We start from the raw sequence: 15,978 nt of genomic DNA, 5'->3' as shown, positions 1-15,978 counted from the left end.
CTCTTCTGTTCGCGGGCGTTGACGACGCGCTTGGCGTCGCCGCCGAGCAGGACTTCACAGCCAAAGAAGGTCTGCCTCTTCAGGCGGAATTGGTGCTTGTGCTGTTTTCGTCCTGCGCCTCGAACACTTCGCGCGCATATTCATCCAGCAGTGCTGCACAACGAGCGAACCGTTCCTCAGCTTCCTCGCGGAGCGAGGCACCGTAGAAATCGAGACGGACGATTTTATCGAGCCACGCCCGCAGCTTCGTCAGATCCTCTTCGTTCTCTTCAACCTCGGCATAGGTGAACTTTCCGTTGCCGCGCTCCTTCGCGATTTCGCCGTCAAAGTCGTCGCAGCGACTGATGAATTCGCGATAGGCCTCATCTCGCTCGGCCGAAAATCGAGCGATCACCCTCTGCTCCTGTGCGTGGTCGAGCCCAACGGTTTCGAGAAGCACCGCGTCCCCGTCCATCTCGAAGATCTCGTTCTGCAGGACCTTCAAACGTCGCTCGTGTGCGTCGATTTTCGGTAACAGGCATACGCCGCTTTGCAGATAGATGGCCCCCAAGGCCTTCAGCTTGCGCCACAGCGCAATGCGGCGCTTTGCCGGCTCGGCGGGCACCTTGTAGGTCAGAAGCAGCCATGACCGAGAACCGCCTTGGCGGGCTTTCCCGGACTTCGACTCTATGGCCTGTGGCTCTTCTTTGATTTCCGGACGACGCGCTTTTTTTGCGCGGCTGCGTTCTTTTGTCATGATTTTTGATTCGACTTGGGCAGACCTCGTTCGGTCCCCTGCCAGCCGCTCCTTGAACCGATTCAATATCCGAGATAGATGTTACGGCTGTAACATTTATTTTGTCCACACGCTCTATGAAAGCCTAAATATGCTTTGCCAACAGGTGCGCTCTGTGGCCGCACTCCGCGCGGCGCTGCTTGTGCTGACTCTGTCATGTTGGGTCGGTGCCGCCCAAATCGGGCGGGCCCAGCCCGCCATTCACCCTCAGCCGTTGGGTTTGGCCGCTGGCGATCCGACAACGGTCAAGCTTTCTCCGGAACAGCAGAAGCAAATTGGGCTTCAGACCACGGTGTTGATCGTGGAACCCCATCCCGAACAGTTCCGTGCCTACGGCGCCGTCCTCGATATCGCCCGCGTCACCGAACTCACCAACAGCTATGCCAATGCCTACGCTCAGCTTCAGATGGCGCAGGCCAGGTTCGACGTCGCAAAGAGCGCATTTGAGCGCGCGAAGAATCTGGCGCAGTCCGCAGCTCTCCCCAGGAAGGATGCCGAAGCCGCTGAAGGAACGTTTCGGACCGAGCAGGCCGCACTGTCCGCCGCTGAATCGCAGGTGAGAACCTTAGGGGCGACGGCGCAACAGGAATGGGGGCCGCTGATCGGCGGGGCAATCATCGAGCGTTCGCCAACCGTTGTCCGACTGATCGAGCGCGAAAGGTTTCTGGTTCAGGTAACGCTACAACCCGGCGCCACCTTGGCGGCCCCTCCTCGGACAGCTCTCGCGCAGGCGCCCACGCGTGACGCCAATATCGACCTCCAGTACCTCTCACCCGCAACACGGACAGACGCGCGCATTCAGGGCGTGAGCTACTTCTTCACGGCGCAGGGAGACAGCGGCCTCCTGCCGGGTATAACACGACGGTCTATGTGCCGTCTGGCAAGACATACGAGGGGGTATTCGTCGAGGACACAGCCATCGTGCGCTGGCAGGGGCGCTCCTGGGTGTACCTGCGCGTCGGCCCCGAGGCGTTCAAGCGGCACCCGATCAACACCGACCAACCGGTCTCCGACGACGATTACGTCGTGCGGGACCTTCCCGTCGGCGCGGAAGTCGTGACCCGCGGCGCGCAGGTCCTCCTTTCCGAGGAGGCCAAGAGCGAGCTTCGGGCCAGCGCTGACAATGACTGACAACCGTCTCGGCAGCCACGCGGGGCCTCAAGCTGCCCTTGTCTCGTTCGCCATTCGCTTCCGTGGAATCGTGCTCTGCACGCTATTGGGCTACGGACTGTGTTCGCTTGCGAGCGCCAAATACGCCGTGTTCCCCGAATTCGCGCCGCCGCAAGTCGCGATCCAGACGGAAGCGCCCGGCCTGAGCCCAGAGCAAGTCGAGGTTCTTGTCACCCAGCCGATCGAAACGTCCATCAACGGGTTGGCGGGCGTCGAAAGTATGCGTTCGTCCTCGATCCAGGGGTTGTCGGTCATAACGGTCGTATTCCGCCCCAGCAGCGACATTTACCGCGCGCGCCAACTCGTCAACGAGCGTCTCGCGGTGGTCGCCACCCGGCTGCCGCAAGGCGTCCTACCTCCCGCGATGACGCCGTTGACCCCCACGGCTGGCACGGTGCTCGTCATCGGTCTGACATCCGAGCAGCGCTCGCTGATGGGCTTGCGCACCATCGCGGATTGGACCGTGGCGAGGCGCCTATTGGCTGTGCCAGGTGTTGCGCAAGTTTCGATCTACGGCAGAGACGTGAGATCTCTACAGGTGCAGGTCCGTCCGGATGATCTGATCCGATTTCGGGTTGGCATGAACGATGTCTTGGCTGCCGCGCGCAAGGCCACGGGCGTGCGGGGTGCCGGTTTCGTTGACACGGTCAATCAGCGCTTGACCCTCCAGACCTTCGGCCAGTCTTTGACGCCGGAGCAAGTCGCCCGCACCGTTCTGATGCACGAGGGCGGCGCAAGCATCGTGCTCGGCGATGTCGCGAACGTCGTCATGGCTCCCGAGCCGCCGATCGGTGCCGGTCTCATCAATGGTCGGCCTGGCATCGTGCTAATGTTAAGCCAGCAATACGGGGCCAACACGCGGGACGTCACGACGCGGGTGGAAGCTGCACTGCACGAACTGCGGCCGGCGCTGAGGGCGAAAAGGTTCAACTTCATGCGGATCTGTTTCGTCCGGCCAATTTCATCGATACGGCAACCCAAAATGTGTTGCACGCCCTCCTGATCGGCGGTGCGCTTGTAATCATTGTTCTGTTCCTTTTCCTGTTCGACTGGCGCACCTCGATCATCAGTTGCACCGCGATCCCGCTCTCGTTGATCGCGGCCGTGCTTGCCCTGCAATGGATGGGTGAGACCCTCAACACCATGACGCTCGGTGGACTCGCGATTGCTATCGGCGAGGTGGTCGATGACGCTGTGATCGGCGTCGAAAACGTTGTGCGCCGACTGCGCGAAAATCGCCGATTGGCTGAACCGAGGACTGAGGGGCGCGTCGTGCTCGATGCGATCCTCGAGGTCCGCAGCGCGGTCGTGTACGCGACTTTCGCCGTTTTGCTGGTGTTCTTGCCTGTCCTCACGCTCTCGGGCGTCGGCGGCCGTCTGTTCGGACCTTTGGGGGTCGCCTACATCCTTGCGGTGCTCGCCTCCCTCGCGGTCGCGCTGACCGTTACGCCCGCACTTTCGATGGTGCTGCTCGTCGGAAAGAGCCGACGAGAGCATCGGGACCCGCCAATGGTCCGCTGGTCGCGCGGCTATTATGAGACGCTGCTCCGGCATATCGAGCGCTTTCCGAGGCTCGTCATCGCGACGGCTTTTGCCCTTACCATCGCGGGCGCGGCGATGTTGCCGTTCTTTGGCGGTACGTTCCTACCCGACCTACGGGAAGGACATCTCATCCTCCACGTCTCGGCGATACCGGGCACTTCGCTCGATGAGTCACTTCGGATCGGAGGCTTGATCACGGAAGCCCTCCGAAAGGTTCCGGGCGTGCGCAGCGTCGCGCAGCACGCAGGGCGTGCCGAAGCCGGCGTGGATACCGTAGGCCCCACTACAGTGAGTTCGAGATTGACCTGCAGCCGGGCCTCTCCGGCCACGATCAAAGCGTGGCCGAAACGCACATGCGAGCAGCCCTTGCGAAGTTCGCTGGCATCAGTTTCTCGCTCAAGACCTATTTGGCGGAACGGGTCGAGGAAACGGTATCGGGCTTTACCGCCGCGCTCGCCGTGAATGTCTACGGCGCTGACCTCGATTCACTTGAAAAAGCTGCACGGGATGTCGCACGCGAACTGAGCGAGGTTTCAGGCGCCGTAGATGTCCAGCTACAATCTCCGCCGGGGATGCCGCAGATTAACGTAACGCTCCGTCCTGCCGACCTACAGCGATGGGGGATCGACGCGGTGGAAGTGCTTGAGTTGATTCGCACAGCCTACCAAGGGGATGTAGTCGGGCAGGCATATGAAGGCAATGCAGTCTTCAACGTTACCGTGATCCTCGATGCGCAGGCGCGCGCCAGGCTCACGCAGATTGGCGATCTCCCGCTGCGAACCTCGGGCGGAGCCTACGTTCTTCTAAAACAAGTAGCTGATGTCTACGAAACATCCGGGCGATACCAGGTCCTGCATCGGAGCGCGCAGCGTGTTCAGACGGTGACCGCGAACGTGAGCGGACGTGATCTCGCGTCCTTTGTGAGTGACGTCAAACGGAAGATCGCCAAGGAGGTTACGTTGCCGCCCGGCGCGCACGTGGAGTTTGCGGGTTCGGCCGAGGCGCAAGCTCAGTCGCAGCGCGACCTACTCGTGAATGCACTGCTGGCTGCACTCGGCATCGTTCTCCTGCTTTCGATCGTCACCGGCCACTGGCGCAACCTCGTCCTGGTTCTGATAAACTTGCCTTTCGCGTTCGTGGGTGGGGTCTTTGCGGTCGCTTTGACCGGTGGGCTGCTTTCGCTCGGATCACTGGTCGGCTTCGTAACGCTGTTCGGCATCACGCTACGCAATTCCATCCTGATGATTTCGCATTACGAACATCTCGTCATGGTCGAAGGCCGCGCATGGGGCCTCGAGACTGCCGTTGAGGTGCCGCGGATCGACTCGTTCCGATTCTCATGACCTCTCTGGTGACTGGCCTCGGTTTACTTCCGCTCGCGCTGGGGGCGGGCGAACCAGGGCGCGAGATCGAAGGCCCGATGGCGATCGTTATCCTGGGCGGCCTCATGACGTCGATGGCGCTCAACCTGCTGGTCTTGCCAACCCTCGCTCTTCGATACGCCCGCTTCGATCGTGGAGAGGCAGATGCGCATCGAGAGAAGGCGATAGCCTGACGGTGGATTCCCTGAGGCGGTTGCAAGATCGCTCGTAGTGCCTGGGCAGACAGCGGTCGGGGCTGGGAATCACGCGATCAGCATCGCTTCAACCGCGTGTCGGCACACCCATCAGTTTTCGAACCTGAGGCCTCCACCTTCGGAGAGCAAGGACTAAATGCACGAGCGATCTTGAACAAGGAATAGCCAAGCACGGTTGTTCCACCGTCCTATATCTAACCCTGGCTATCCGCATTCCCTACTCCGATAAAATCAGACTTCCCCAATTTCACCTCCGCGCTGCATGGTCACTCGTGCAACAGCGTGAGCGACCGATAACAAGCACGCCCAATGGTGACGTCGGGTGACATTGTACTCAAGGAAATCGCCTCGCGCTCGATGACCATCGAATGAGCGACACCACCTTGTCGATCGAGGGAGGCTGACATTGGACAACAAATTTCTTACCCCGGAGGAAGTCTCGGAGCGCTATCGCGGCGGCGTCTCGGTTGGAACGCTTCGGAACTGGCGTGCGATGAAGATCGGCCCGTCGTTCGTTAAGATTGGCAAAGCCGTCCTCTATCCGATCGACGAGCTTGAAGCGTGGGACGGAAGGAATAAAGTGAGTTGCCGTGCATCAAGGCGACTCACTGAACTCACCGGTGATCAGCCGTGATAATCACGGTCGATCATTGGGAACATGCCCCATTCCCCGGCACCAGCTCCACCGAAATCCAGAAAAATGTCTGGAATATCAATGCGGTTCGGATTTTAGGGGGATGATCCACAACCACCCCTCCGGCGATCCGACGCCGTCGCAGGCCGACATCCAGATGACAAAGTCGATCGTGGACATCTCGGCGCCGCTCGGAATTTCCGTGCACGACCACATCATCGTCGGCAAGAACGGCCACGCCAGCCTCAAGGGGCTGCGGCTGATCTAAAGTCTTTCACCGTTTCACGGAAATGGTGAAAGACTCCAGGTTCTTGATCTGACTTGCCCTCATTGCCTCACGAGAATCAGCGGATTCGCGGTGTCGGGAACGAGTCGCCACTGCGCATTGTCGTCCGCCTGAAAATGCCAGGTGTCGCCACTCGCCGACACCAACAGGATTTCGCCGTGCTCAAGCCGCCAGACCTCGGGCTTGAAGCCGGCGATCGCCGGATCGCATTTGGGTTTGAGAAAAGCCTGGAAATTGTCTGGCGGGACCTCCGTGTTGGTCAGCGTGATGCCGCAGACCGTCTGGCCGTTACCGCGAACGAAAGCCCAGTCGCCGATCATCTGATCCATCGATTTGGCGAGCGAACGGGCTTCGGCGAGGTTTTGCAAGATGTAGATGCCTTCATTCTCCCGCCGACCTTCGAAAATGCCGCTCTCAACTTCGGTGAAATCGATCACCGGTTCTCCGGTGGCGCTCTGCAAGCGCACGATATCGAGACCGGCGACGGTCCAGCCCGCGATGTCCTTCGTGAACGGCAGCGAGGCCGCGCAGCCCGGCTCGAGTTCGAGCTTGAGACCGTGCGGCGATGAATCGCCCTTGAGCGTCACGACACAAGTTTTGCTGCGTTCGGTCGTCGACAGTTCCCACTGCCCGATCATGCCTTTTTTCAATGCGGACGCGTCTTGCGCCGATGCGGCCGATCCGCAGGTCATCAATGCCGCGACGGCGGCGAGGATGAGTCCCCGCTTCCGCCACGCAGGCTTGCCGCCGTCTGTGCTCGCCATCTAGCGTCCCTCCACCGGCGTTTCCGGCACCGGCGTCAGCGGCGGCTTGCCGGCGAACCAGGCCGTGATGTTGTCGACGACAAGCTGGTCCATCGCATTACGCGTCACCACCGACGCCGAACCGATGTGCGGCAACAACACCACGTTCTGCAACGCGCGCAATTCCTCCGGGACGTGCGGCTCATGGGCGAACACGTCGAGGCCGGCCGCCAGGATAACGCCGGACTTCAACGCATGGATCAGCGCCGGTTCATCGACCACCGAGCCGCGCGCCAAATTCACGACGACGCCACGCGGCCCGAGCGCCGTCAGAACGTCGGCATTGACCAGCTTCTCCGTCGATGCGCCGCCGGGCGTGATGACGACCAGCGTATCGACCGCCTTTGCCATCTCGATCAGGTCCGGATAGTGCCGATAGGATACGCAAGCGGCCGGACGGCGCGAGTGATAGACGACCGGGACCCGCGACGCATCGAGCCGCCTCGCGATCGCCTGGCCGATCCGGCCCATGCCGACCATGCCGACCTTGCGGTCGCGCAGCGAGCCGGCGCTCAAAGGAAAATTCCGCTTCGCCCACAATCCCTCGCGCACGTAACGATCGGCCCTGACAAAATCGCGCAGTGTCGCGATCAGAAGGCCGAGCGCAACGTCCGCGACCTCCTCGGTCAAAACGTCGGGCGTGTTGGTGACGACAAGCTTGTGTTCGCGCGCGTAGCCCGTATCGACGTGATCATAGCCGACGCCGAAGGTCGATATGATTTCGAGTTTGGGAAAGTGCGCCTGCACCGCGCTGCCGCAAGGAACCAAACCGGTGACGGCCATGCCCCGGATTTTCCCGGCGACGGCCGGCGCCAGCCGTTCCAGATCGGCGTGTTGCTCGCAATGATGCAGCACGAACACGTCGTCAAAGCCGTTGTCGATGGTCGGCTTGCGCGGTCCGTAGACCAGGAGTTCGATCTTTTCCGGCGGGCCATCAGCGGCCATCAGTTCTCCCTCCCGAGCGCGCTTTCGTGCCAGCGCCGCAACATCAGATACGACACCGCCGCAAGGCACATATAAATGACGATGCCCGCCACCGAGAGCAACAACAACGCCGCGAACATGCGCGGAATGTTGAGCCGGTAGCCGGATTCCGCGATCCTGTAGGCGAGCCCGGAACCGGCGCCCGCCGACCCCGCCGCGATTTCCGCAACCACCGCTCCGATCAGCGACAAGCCCCCGGCGATGCGCAATCCGCCGAGAATGTAGGGCAGCGCGGCCGGCAGCTTCAGATAACGCAGCGCTTGCAGCCGCGATGCGCCGTAGAGACGAAACATTCCTTCCAAATTCCGGTCCACCGAATTGAGGCCCAGCGTGGTATTCGACAGCACGGGAAAGAATGCGACGATCCAGGCGCAGACAACCACCGCGGTCTGCTGCGGCAGGTAGATCAGAAGCAGCGGTGCAATCGCGATCACCGGCGTGACTTGCAGGATGATCGCATAGGGCAGGAGCGCATGCTCCAGCCATTTCGACTGGTTGAACAACAACGCCAGCGCGATGCCGCCCACCACTGCTGCGGCAAAACCTTCCGCCGTGGTCAGCAAGGTGGTCAGCAGCGATTGCCACAGGATCGGCCAGTCCTGCACCAGCGTCGCCGCCACCAGCATGGGGCCCGGCAGCACATAGGGCGGAATGGCGTAGACCTGCACGACCAAATGCCACACCAGCACGCCGGCTCCCAGCACCGCGACCGGCAACAGCACGCGCGCGAACGGCGCTCGCCGATCGCGCTCCGATACGTCACTGCCGGCCGGCGCAGCCGATGAACCGGACACGGTCATTGGCGGGGCGCTCCCTTGCTGGTCGCCAGCGACAACCCGATCGATACCTCGCGGCAATAGGCGGCGTATTCCGCCGACGTCCTGAAATCCTCGCCCCGCGGTTCGGCCGTGTCGATGCGATACTCGGCGCTGATGCGGCCGGGGCGCGGCGTCATCACCACGACGCGGCGCGAAAGATAGACCGACTCGAACACCGAATGGGTGACGAAGATGACGGTCTTGCGCAAGTCGCGCCACAGCGCCAGCAGGTCGTTGTTGAGGCGAAAGCGGGTGATCTCGTCGAGCGCGGCAAAGGGTTCGTCCATCAAAAGAATATCCGGATCGGTGACGAGCGCGCGCGCCAGCGACACCCGCATCCTCATGCCGCCGGAGAGTTCGCGCGGATAGGCGGCTGCGAATTCGGACAATCCCACCCGCGCCAGCGCCGGCTCGACGTGTCCCTTGATGTCCGAGCGTGAACGACGCGCAAGCTTCAGCGGCAGCGCCACGTTGTCGCGCACGCTTGCCCATGGCATGAGCGTCGGTTCCTGAAACACGAAGCCGATTGAGCGCCCATCCCCGGCAATGCGAACCGCACCGGACGTCGGCTCGCTCAGGCCGGCGATGATCCGCAGCGCCGTCGATTTTCCGCAGCCGGACGGCCCGAGCAGCGATACGAAATCGCCTTTGCTCACATCGAAATCAAGCGGTCCCAGCGCTGCGACACCGCCCGCATAATGTTTGGTGACGCCCTTCATGCTCACGGCGTCACCCGCGCGCGGACTCGTGCCGGACTCGGATGGCGCTGTTGCGGGCTCGATCATCGGCACCGGATTTTATTTCTCGGGCTGCAGATTCTTGGGATTCAGGTTCTTGGGATTCAAGTTCTCGGGCCGCAAGTCGAGGCCGACTCCCTTGTTGACGAACTGCAGCGTGTAAGCCTTGCGAAAGTCGATATCCCGCCGCACCACGCCCGCCAGCACCATCTTGTCGAAGAAGCTCGCATAACGCGTGTCGCTCATGGCGCCGATGCCATCGCGCAAGGAGTCGCCGGAATCGACGATGCCATACTCCCGCATCTTCGCCACCGAATAGGCCAGCAGACCGTCGGTCATTTCGGGATTGAGCTTCTTGATCATGGCATTGCCGGCCGTGTTGTCGCCGTACAGGTAAGTATACCAGCCGATGATCGAGGCGTCGACGAAACGCTGCACCAGATCCTGCTTGTGCTCGACCAGATCGCGGCGGGTTTCGATCAGAGTCGAATACGGATTGAATCCGGCATCCGCAAGCAGGATCACAGTCGGCTTGAATCCGGCCTGCTTTTCCACCGCAAACGGTTCCGAGGTCACGTAGCCCTGCATCGCGCTGTTTTTGTCGGCGAGAAAGGGCTGCGCGTTGAAGGTGTAGGGTTTGACTTTCTCCCCGCTGAAACCGTACTCCGACTTGAGCCACTGGAAATAGCTGGCGATGCCTTCTTTGGAGACGAACAGAGTGAGCGGCTTCAGGTCCTCGATTTTCGTCACCTTCGATTCAGGATGCGCGAGAAAAACCTGCGGATCCTTCTGGAACATCGCGGCAACCGCGACGACCGGCACGTTGTTCGCCACCGCATCGAACGATTGCAGCGTGTTCGCCGTCATGAAGAAATCGAGCTTGCCGGAGATCAGCAAAACCCGATTGTTCACATTGGGGCCGCCCGGAACGATGGTGACGTCGAGGCCATATTTTTTGTAGGTGCCGTCGGCCAGCGCCTGAAAGAAGCCACCGTGCTCGCCCTCGGCGACCCAGTTCGTGCCAAAGGAAACCTTGTCCAGCGCAGGGCCAGCCGCCGCCGCGCCTCCAGCGAGGCCGAGCACCAACACCAGCCCGGCCGTTAACGTTCGCAGCAAAAGGACAAGACGCATCATTGGACTCTCTCGATCGTTCCGGCTCATGATGGGAAGGCGGCCCGGCGCGAAACCCGGCCTCGGACATGCTCTGCTCGAAAACGCTATAACCCGCATTCCGCCTCGATGAAACGCTGCGTGATATGACCCGGACACCACCTTTTGACTGGACCGCCATCCACTGGCCCGACGTGCCGCCCGGCGCGGCGGCGAGTTGGATCGCGGTGCTGCCGCTGGCGGCGACCGAGCAGCACGGTCCGCATCTGCCGTTTTCGACCGACGTTCTGATCGCGGAAGCCTATCTTGCGCGCGTTCGTGAACTGCTGCCGCAGGACATACCCGTGATCTTTCTGCCGGTGCAGCCTGTCGGCATTTCCACCGAGCATACCGATTTCCCGGGCACGCAGACATTGACCAACGAAGCGGCGCTGAAGGCCTGGACCGCGCTCGGCGAAGAGGTGGCGCTCACCGGAACCCGGAAGATCGTGATGGTGTCCAGCCACGGGGGCAACAATGCGGCGATGACGATGGTGGCGCAGGACCTGCGCGCGCGGCATCACATGCTCGCGGTCACCACCGCGTGGTCGCGCTTCGGCGTGCCAGACGGATTGTTCGATGGGGAGGAATTGCGTCACGGCATCCATGGCGGTGCGGTTGAAACCTCGATCATGCTGGCGCGCTATCCCGATGAAGTACGGCGCGACAGGATCGCAAACTTCCGCCCCGCGAGCATCGCAATCGAAAAGAGCTATCGCTGGCTCGGCACCCAGCGGCCGGCGCCATTTGCGTGGCAGACGCAGGACCTTCACGCAAGCGGCGCCGTGGGCGATGCGACGCAGGCGTCCGCGGAAAAGGGCGAAAGGCTGATCGAGCACGGCGCACGCGCGTTCTGCGAATTGCTGGCCGACATGGAGAGGTTCGATCCGGCAACTCTGAAAAGCCGCTCAGACGGCTGAACCGTTAACCCTTCGAGCCACATCGCAACCACGACAAACCGAACCAATCAAAACTGCTTCGAACCGAAATCGACGACGCCTCCACCAATGAGCGTGCCGGCCAGGCAGGCCGCGTCAACAGGATGGAGTTTTCAAAATGTCGCTCAAGACCAGTATCGCTGCCGCCGCGCTCGTTGCCCTCACCGCTACCGGCATGATCGCCAGTTCAACACAGCACGCTGATGCCAAGGGCCTCGGTCTCGGCTTCGGTATCGCGGCCGGAGTGATTGGCGCAGCCGCGATCGGCAGCGCCATCGCGGCTGACGGTTACTACGTCGACGACTATCGCCGCTGCGGCTGGATTCGCCAGTACGACTCGTACGGCAACTATGCCGGCCGCGTCCGAGTCTGCGATTGAGGACCCGCGTCATCTCTCCGCGACGGACGCGCCAACCGTCTCCGCTGCTGAAAACGGCCTGCCCATTCCTCGGGTGGGTCGCTTTCCGTGCATCCGCCGTTTTCGTCGCGTCGGTCAGCTAACACGGCGGCCTTCCGGCGGCGCAGCAGCCGGCCAACCGCTGTCGCGCCGTTGTCGTCAAACAATGGCAGTCACGATTTTACCCCCTCATTCATCAATTACAGTTGCAATTGCGAATTAGTTGCAATTATAATCTGGGAACGGAGAGACATTTGTCCGGGTAATGGACCCGATTGAGCCAAAATAACGGTATCACGCAGTCCTTGGCCGGATTCGGTCCAGCTTCATCCGGGCTGACGACCTTTTGACGAGCAGGCAAGAAATGGTTGAGCGAAGTCCAGGCCAGTTCCAGCGGACAGCCGGATGAAGGTGATCCCGCCATTTCGGCTGCCGCGAAAGCGGCACATCATGCTCGCCGCGGGGACGCTGGGCATGCTGGCGCTGCCTGACGGCCCGGCCGTCGCTGCCGACCTGCACGCATCCGCCCTGCCGGTTAAAGCCATGGTCCGACCGGCGGTGGATTGGACCGGCCTTTATTTTGGCATCCATGCCGGGTTCGGCGGCGGCCGATCGGCCGCGACCCTCCTGGATCCGGCCTCCACCGAGAGTAGCCATGGTTTCGGCGGCTCCATCGGGGGCGTCCAGGCCGGCTATAATTACCGGCTTCCCTCGGGCCTGTTGTTCGGCCTCGAAGCCGACGTTTCCTTTCCGAGCTATATCGAGTCCAATTCGATTGTGTCGAAGCTCGCCACCGCGCGCTCCGACATCACCCACCAATGGGACGTCATCGGATCAGCGCGCGGACGGATCGGCTATGCAACAGGCCCGTGGCTCGCTTTTGCAAGTGGCGGCCTTGCCTTTACCGGCGAACGCTATCTCAACACTCTGCCGTCGGGCGATCAGGAGAAGTCGCTTGACATGCGTCTCGGGTGGGCTGCCGGCGCAGGCCTCGAATACGCCTTTGCACCGCACTGGAGCGCCCGGCTCGAATATCTCTATTACCGGTTCGACAAGGCTGCCGTTCAGTTCCCGTCGGCTGCACAATACGCTTCGACGATGGATTTTCAGTCGATCCGCATCGGGCTCAACCGTCAGCTCGGTGGCTCGAGCGGAATCGCGGACCGCCATGTCGGGGCCCTCGCCGATCCCGAATCCGACCGCTGGGAGATTCACGGCCAGACCACCTATCTCGGCCAGGGCTATCCGTCGTTCCGCGCGCCCTACACCGGCGCCAACAGCCTGAGTCCGGCCGCGCAATATCAGGCGACCTGGAGCAACAGCCTGTTTTTGAACGCGCGGCTCTGGGACGGCGGCGAGGTCTACTACAATCCCGAACTGCTGCAGGGTTTTGGCCTCAGCGATACCGTCGGCGTCGCAGGCTTCCCGAGCGGCGAGGCGCAGAAATCCAACTTCCCCTACCCCCATTACAACGCTTCACGGCTTTTTGTGCGCCAAACCTTCGGCTTCGGGGGCGAGCAGGAGGATTTGCCCAGCGAACCGACGCAACTGGCGGGCAAGGCCGACATCTCGCGGCTAACACTTCAGGCCGGCAAGTTCGCCGTCACGGACGTCTTCGACGGCAACGCCTATGCCAAGGACACGCGCAAGGACTTCATGAACTGGTCGCTATGGGCGCCGGGCGCTTTCGACTACTCCGCCGACAAGCTCGGACTGAGCTACGGCCTGACAGCGGAACTTAACCAGAAATACTGGGCGGTACGCGGCGGCTACTTCCTGATGGATTCGGAATCGAACTCCAACAGCTTCGACACCCGCCTGCTCCAGCGCGGCGAATATGTAATCGAACTGGAGACGCGCCACTCCCTGTTCGGCCAGCCCGGCAAGATTCGAACCCTCGGCTGGCTCAACAGCGCCTACATGGGCAGCTATCGCGACACGCTGAACGATCCCGCTTTCAATCTCGACATCGCGCTAACCCGTACCGGCCGCATCAAGTACGGCTATGCAGTCAATCTCGAGCAGGCGCTCTCCGACGATGTCGGACTGTTCGGCCGCTGGAGCTGGAACGACGGCAAGACCGAGATCATGGCGTTCACCGACATCGATGCCAGCCTCTCGCTCGGCACCTCGATCAAGGGCACGCGCTGGGGGCGGCCGGAGGATGTGATCGGTCTTGGCGGCGCGATCAATGCTTTGTCGCGGGATCATCGCGACTTCATCGCCGCCGGCGGCCTCGGCGTGCTCGTCGGCGACGGCCAGCTCAACTACCGCCGCGAACGCGTGCTGGAAGCGTACTATGCTTATGCACTGGACAAGCACTTCACCCTGACCGCCGACTATCAGTTCATCGCGAATCCCGCCTACAACGCCGACCGCGGCCCCGTGCATGTGTTTTCTGGACGACTGCACGGAGAGTTTTGAAGCTGCTGACCCCCCCTTATCCCGCCGGCGCGAACGAGTCCGCCTGCGCCCGCGCCCAGGCGTCGCGGAAGCGCGGGTCGGTGGTGCCGTCAAGCAGTTCCCCTCGCCGCAACGTCGGATAAAGCGTGTCGAACGATGCCACCTCGGTGTTCGACACGCGCTGTGAAAAATGCACCGGGCGCAGCTCGCTCGGATGCTCCAGTCCCGCCGCTGCGATCAGCTCGGTGAGCGCAAGCAGGGTGGCGCGATGATAGTTGTAGACCCGCTCAAGCTTGTGCGGCACCACCAATGCGCGGCTGCGCGACGGATCCTGCGTGGCGATCCCGGTCGGGCAGCGATCGGTGTGACAGTTCAGCGACTGAATGCAGCCGAGCGCGAACATGAAGCCGCGCGCCGAGTTGCACCAGTCGGCGCCGAGCGCCATGGCGCGGGCGACATCAAAGCCGGTCGCGATCTTGCCCGACGCGCCGATCTTGATCCGGTCGCGTGCATTGATGCCGATCAGCGCATTGTGGACGAAGTTGACGCCTTCGCGCATCGGCATTCCGAGGTGGTCCATGAATTCCAACGGCGCGGCGCCGGTGCCGCCCTCCTTGCCGTCGACGACGATGAAGTCGGGATAGATGCCGGTCTGCACCATCGCCTTGCAGATCGCGAGAAATTCCCATTTGTGCCCGATGCAGAGCTTGAACCCGGCCGGCTTGCCGCCCGACAGGCGCCGCATCTCGGCGATGAATTTCATCAGGCCGACCGGCGTCGAGAACGCCTTGTGGCGGGACGGCGAAATGCAGTCCTCTCCCATGCCGACGCCGCGAATTCTGGAAATCTCCTCGGAAACCTTGGCGGCCGGCAAGACCCCGCCATGGCCGGGCTTTGCTCCCTGACTGATCTTGAGCTCGACCATCTTTATCTGGTCGTCGGCCGCGACGCGGGCGAATTCGCGGGCATTGAAGCCGCCGTCTCGGGTCCGGCAGCCGAAATAGCCGGAGCCGATCTCCCAGATCAGGTCGCCGCCGCCTTCACGATGGTAACGACTGACGCCGCCCTCGCCGGTGTCATGGGCGAAGTCACCCTTTTTTGCGCCGGCGTTGAGCGCACGCACGGCGTTGGGACTGAGCGCGCCGAAACTCATCGCGGATATGTTGAAGACCGAGGCCGAATAGGGCCTGGTGCAATCCGGCCCGCCGATAGTAATGCGGAATTTCTCCTCGGCATGAGACGTCGGCGCCATCGAATGGTGCATCCATTCGTAGCCTTCGCCATAGACCTTTTCCTGGGTACCGAATGGACGCTTGTCGAGCATCATCTTCGCGCGCTGGTAGATTACGGAGCGCGTGTCCCGGCTGAACGGCATGCCGTCCTTTTCGCTCTCGAAAAAATACTGCCGCATCTCCGGGCGGATCTCCTCGAGCAGGAAACGGATATGCGCGGAGATCGGATAGTTGCGCAGGATGGCATGGCTCTTTTGCAGGAGGTCGCGGATACCGAGTGCGGTCAACGCCCCGAAGATCAGGATCGGAACAACCACTACCTTGAAGGTTTCGTGATCCTCGATCCCAAGGCCGACCAGCAGCGCCGTGACCACGGCACAGATCGTCAGCACGATGAAGCGCGGCGAAAAGGGAAGCAGCAACGTTTCCATGGACCCTCGCTGAACCAACCCTTACGAACTGATCCTTGCCCGCAAACCCGCGGCGAGCCGGCGGGACGACGACCGCGAGGCTGCGCGATCGCCGCGGGCGCGG

The 15,978-nt window shown here is 62.0% G+C and carries 12 protein-coding genes and 2 pseudogenes; 7 read left to right on the top strand and 7 right to left on the bottom strand.

From position 1 onward, the window contains the following. Positions 1-79: 79 nt before the first annotated feature. Positions 80-736 (bottom strand): Chromate resistance protein ChrB, encoded by a 657-nt coding sequence (locus ACS3WB_RS12465; RefSeq protein ID WP_348270886.1) that lies wholly within the window; start codon positions 734-736, stop codon positions 80-82. Between the two features lie 909 nt (positions 737-1,645). Between ACS3WB_RS12465 and ACS3WB_RS12460 the strand changes: the two genes are divergently transcribed. From ACS3WB_RS12460 to ACS3WB_RS12445, 4 genes and pseudogenes are all read left to right on the top strand, one after another. Further along, entirely contained in the window at positions 1,646-1,906 is a 261-nt protein-coding gene (locus ACS3WB_RS12460; protein ID WP_244465967.1) for a hypothetical protein, read from the top strand. After that, positions 1,899-5,042: pseudogene (locus ACS3WB_RS12455) on the top strand (efflux RND transporter permease subunit). The gene ACS3WB_RS12460 and the pseudogene ACS3WB_RS12455 overlap by 8 nt, the downstream one beginning before the upstream one ends. 427 nt (positions 5,043-5,469) lie before the next feature. After that, a complete protein-coding gene (locus ACS3WB_RS12450) occupies positions 5,470-5,697 on the top strand; it encodes a helix-turn-helix transcriptional regulator (RefSeq protein WP_046845494.1) in 228 nt (75 codons plus the stop codon). 103 nt (positions 5,698-5,800) lie between these two features. Continuing rightward, positions 5,801-5,965: pseudogene (locus ACS3WB_RS12445) on the top strand (JAB domain-containing protein); the annotation flags it as partial. 59 nt (positions 5,966-6,024) lie between these two features. Here ACS3WB_RS12445 and ACS3WB_RS12440 read toward each other — a convergent pair. Genes ACS3WB_RS12440 through ACS3WB_RS12420 form a run of 5 tightly spaced genes read right to left on the bottom strand, consistent with a single transcriptional unit; the run spans position 6,025 to position 10,456 of the window. Next, positions 6,025-6,747 (bottom strand): AprI/Inh family metalloprotease inhibitor, encoded by a 723-nt coding sequence (locus tag ACS3WB_RS12440; RefSeq protein ID WP_438275867.1) that lies wholly within the window; start codon positions 6,745-6,747, stop codon positions 6,025-6,027. After that, entirely contained in the window at positions 6,748-7,731 is a 984-nt protein-coding gene (locus ACS3WB_RS12435; protein WP_438275866.1) for a 2-hydroxyacid dehydrogenase, read from the bottom strand. Beyond that, positions 7,731-8,570, bottom strand: coding sequence for an ABC transporter permease (locus tag ACS3WB_RS12430; RefSeq protein ID WP_438275865.1), 840 nt, complete (start codon positions 8,568-8,570; stop codon positions 7,731-7,733). The genes ACS3WB_RS12435 and ACS3WB_RS12430 overlap by 1 nt, the downstream gene beginning before the upstream one ends. Continuing rightward, entirely contained in the window at positions 8,567-9,373 is an 807-nt protein-coding gene (locus tag ACS3WB_RS12425; RefSeq protein ID WP_438275873.1) for an ABC transporter ATP-binding protein, read from the bottom strand. Before ACS3WB_RS12425 ends, ACS3WB_RS12430 begins: the two co-directional genes overlap by 4 nt. 12 nt (positions 9,374-9,385) lie before the next feature. Next, positions 9,386-10,456 (bottom strand): ABC transporter substrate-binding protein, encoded by a 1,071-nt coding sequence (locus ACS3WB_RS12420; RefSeq protein ID WP_438275872.1) that lies wholly within the window; start codon positions 10,454-10,456, stop codon positions 9,386-9,388. 125 nt (positions 10,457-10,581) lie between these two features. Here ACS3WB_RS12420 and ACS3WB_RS12415 point away from each other — a divergent pair, with 125 nt between their 5' ends. The 3 genes from ACS3WB_RS12415 to ACS3WB_RS12405 all read left to right on the top strand — a co-directional run bounded on the left by ACS3WB_RS12415 (position 10,582) and on the right by ACS3WB_RS12405 (position 14,233). Continuing rightward, complete coding sequence (locus ACS3WB_RS12415) at positions 10,582-11,394, top strand: creatininase family protein (protein WP_438275864.1); 813 nt, start codon at positions 10,582-10,584, stop codon at positions 11,392-11,394. A 136-nt stretch (positions 11,395-11,530) separates the two neighbouring features. Further along, the gene (locus tag ACS3WB_RS12410; protein WP_438275863.1) at positions 11,531-11,791 is read left to right on the top strand and encodes a hypothetical protein; all 261 of its coding nucleotides are present in this window, start codon (positions 11,531-11,533) and stop codon (positions 11,789-11,791) included. Positions 11,792-12,214: 423 nt separating this feature from the next. Beyond that, positions 12,215-14,233 carry a carbohydrate porin gene (locus ACS3WB_RS12405; protein WP_438275862.1) on the top strand — a complete coding sequence of 673 codons (2,019 nt, stop codon included), beginning with the start codon at positions 12,215-12,217 and terminating at the stop codon, positions 14,231-14,233. A 16-nt stretch (positions 14,234-14,249) separates the two neighbouring features. On the opposite strand, the gene ACS3WB_RS12400 is transcribed toward ACS3WB_RS12405, so the two are convergent. Then, positions 14,250-15,875: an FMN-binding glutamate synthase family protein gene (locus tag ACS3WB_RS12400; protein WP_438275861.1), complete on the bottom strand. Its 1,626-nt coding sequence runs from the start codon at positions 15,873-15,875 to the stop codon at positions 14,250-14,252. Positions 15,876-15,978: the final 103 nt, after the last annotated feature.

Source organism: Nitrobacter sp. (assembly GCF_051535215.1).
In the GTDB taxonomy this organism is placed as follows: Bacteria; Pseudomonadota; Alphaproteobacteria; order Rhizobiales; family Xanthobacteraceae; genus Nitrobacter.
The sequence above is the reverse complement of the archived record's forward strand: the minus strand, read 5'-3'. Positions and strand labels throughout refer to the sequence as shown.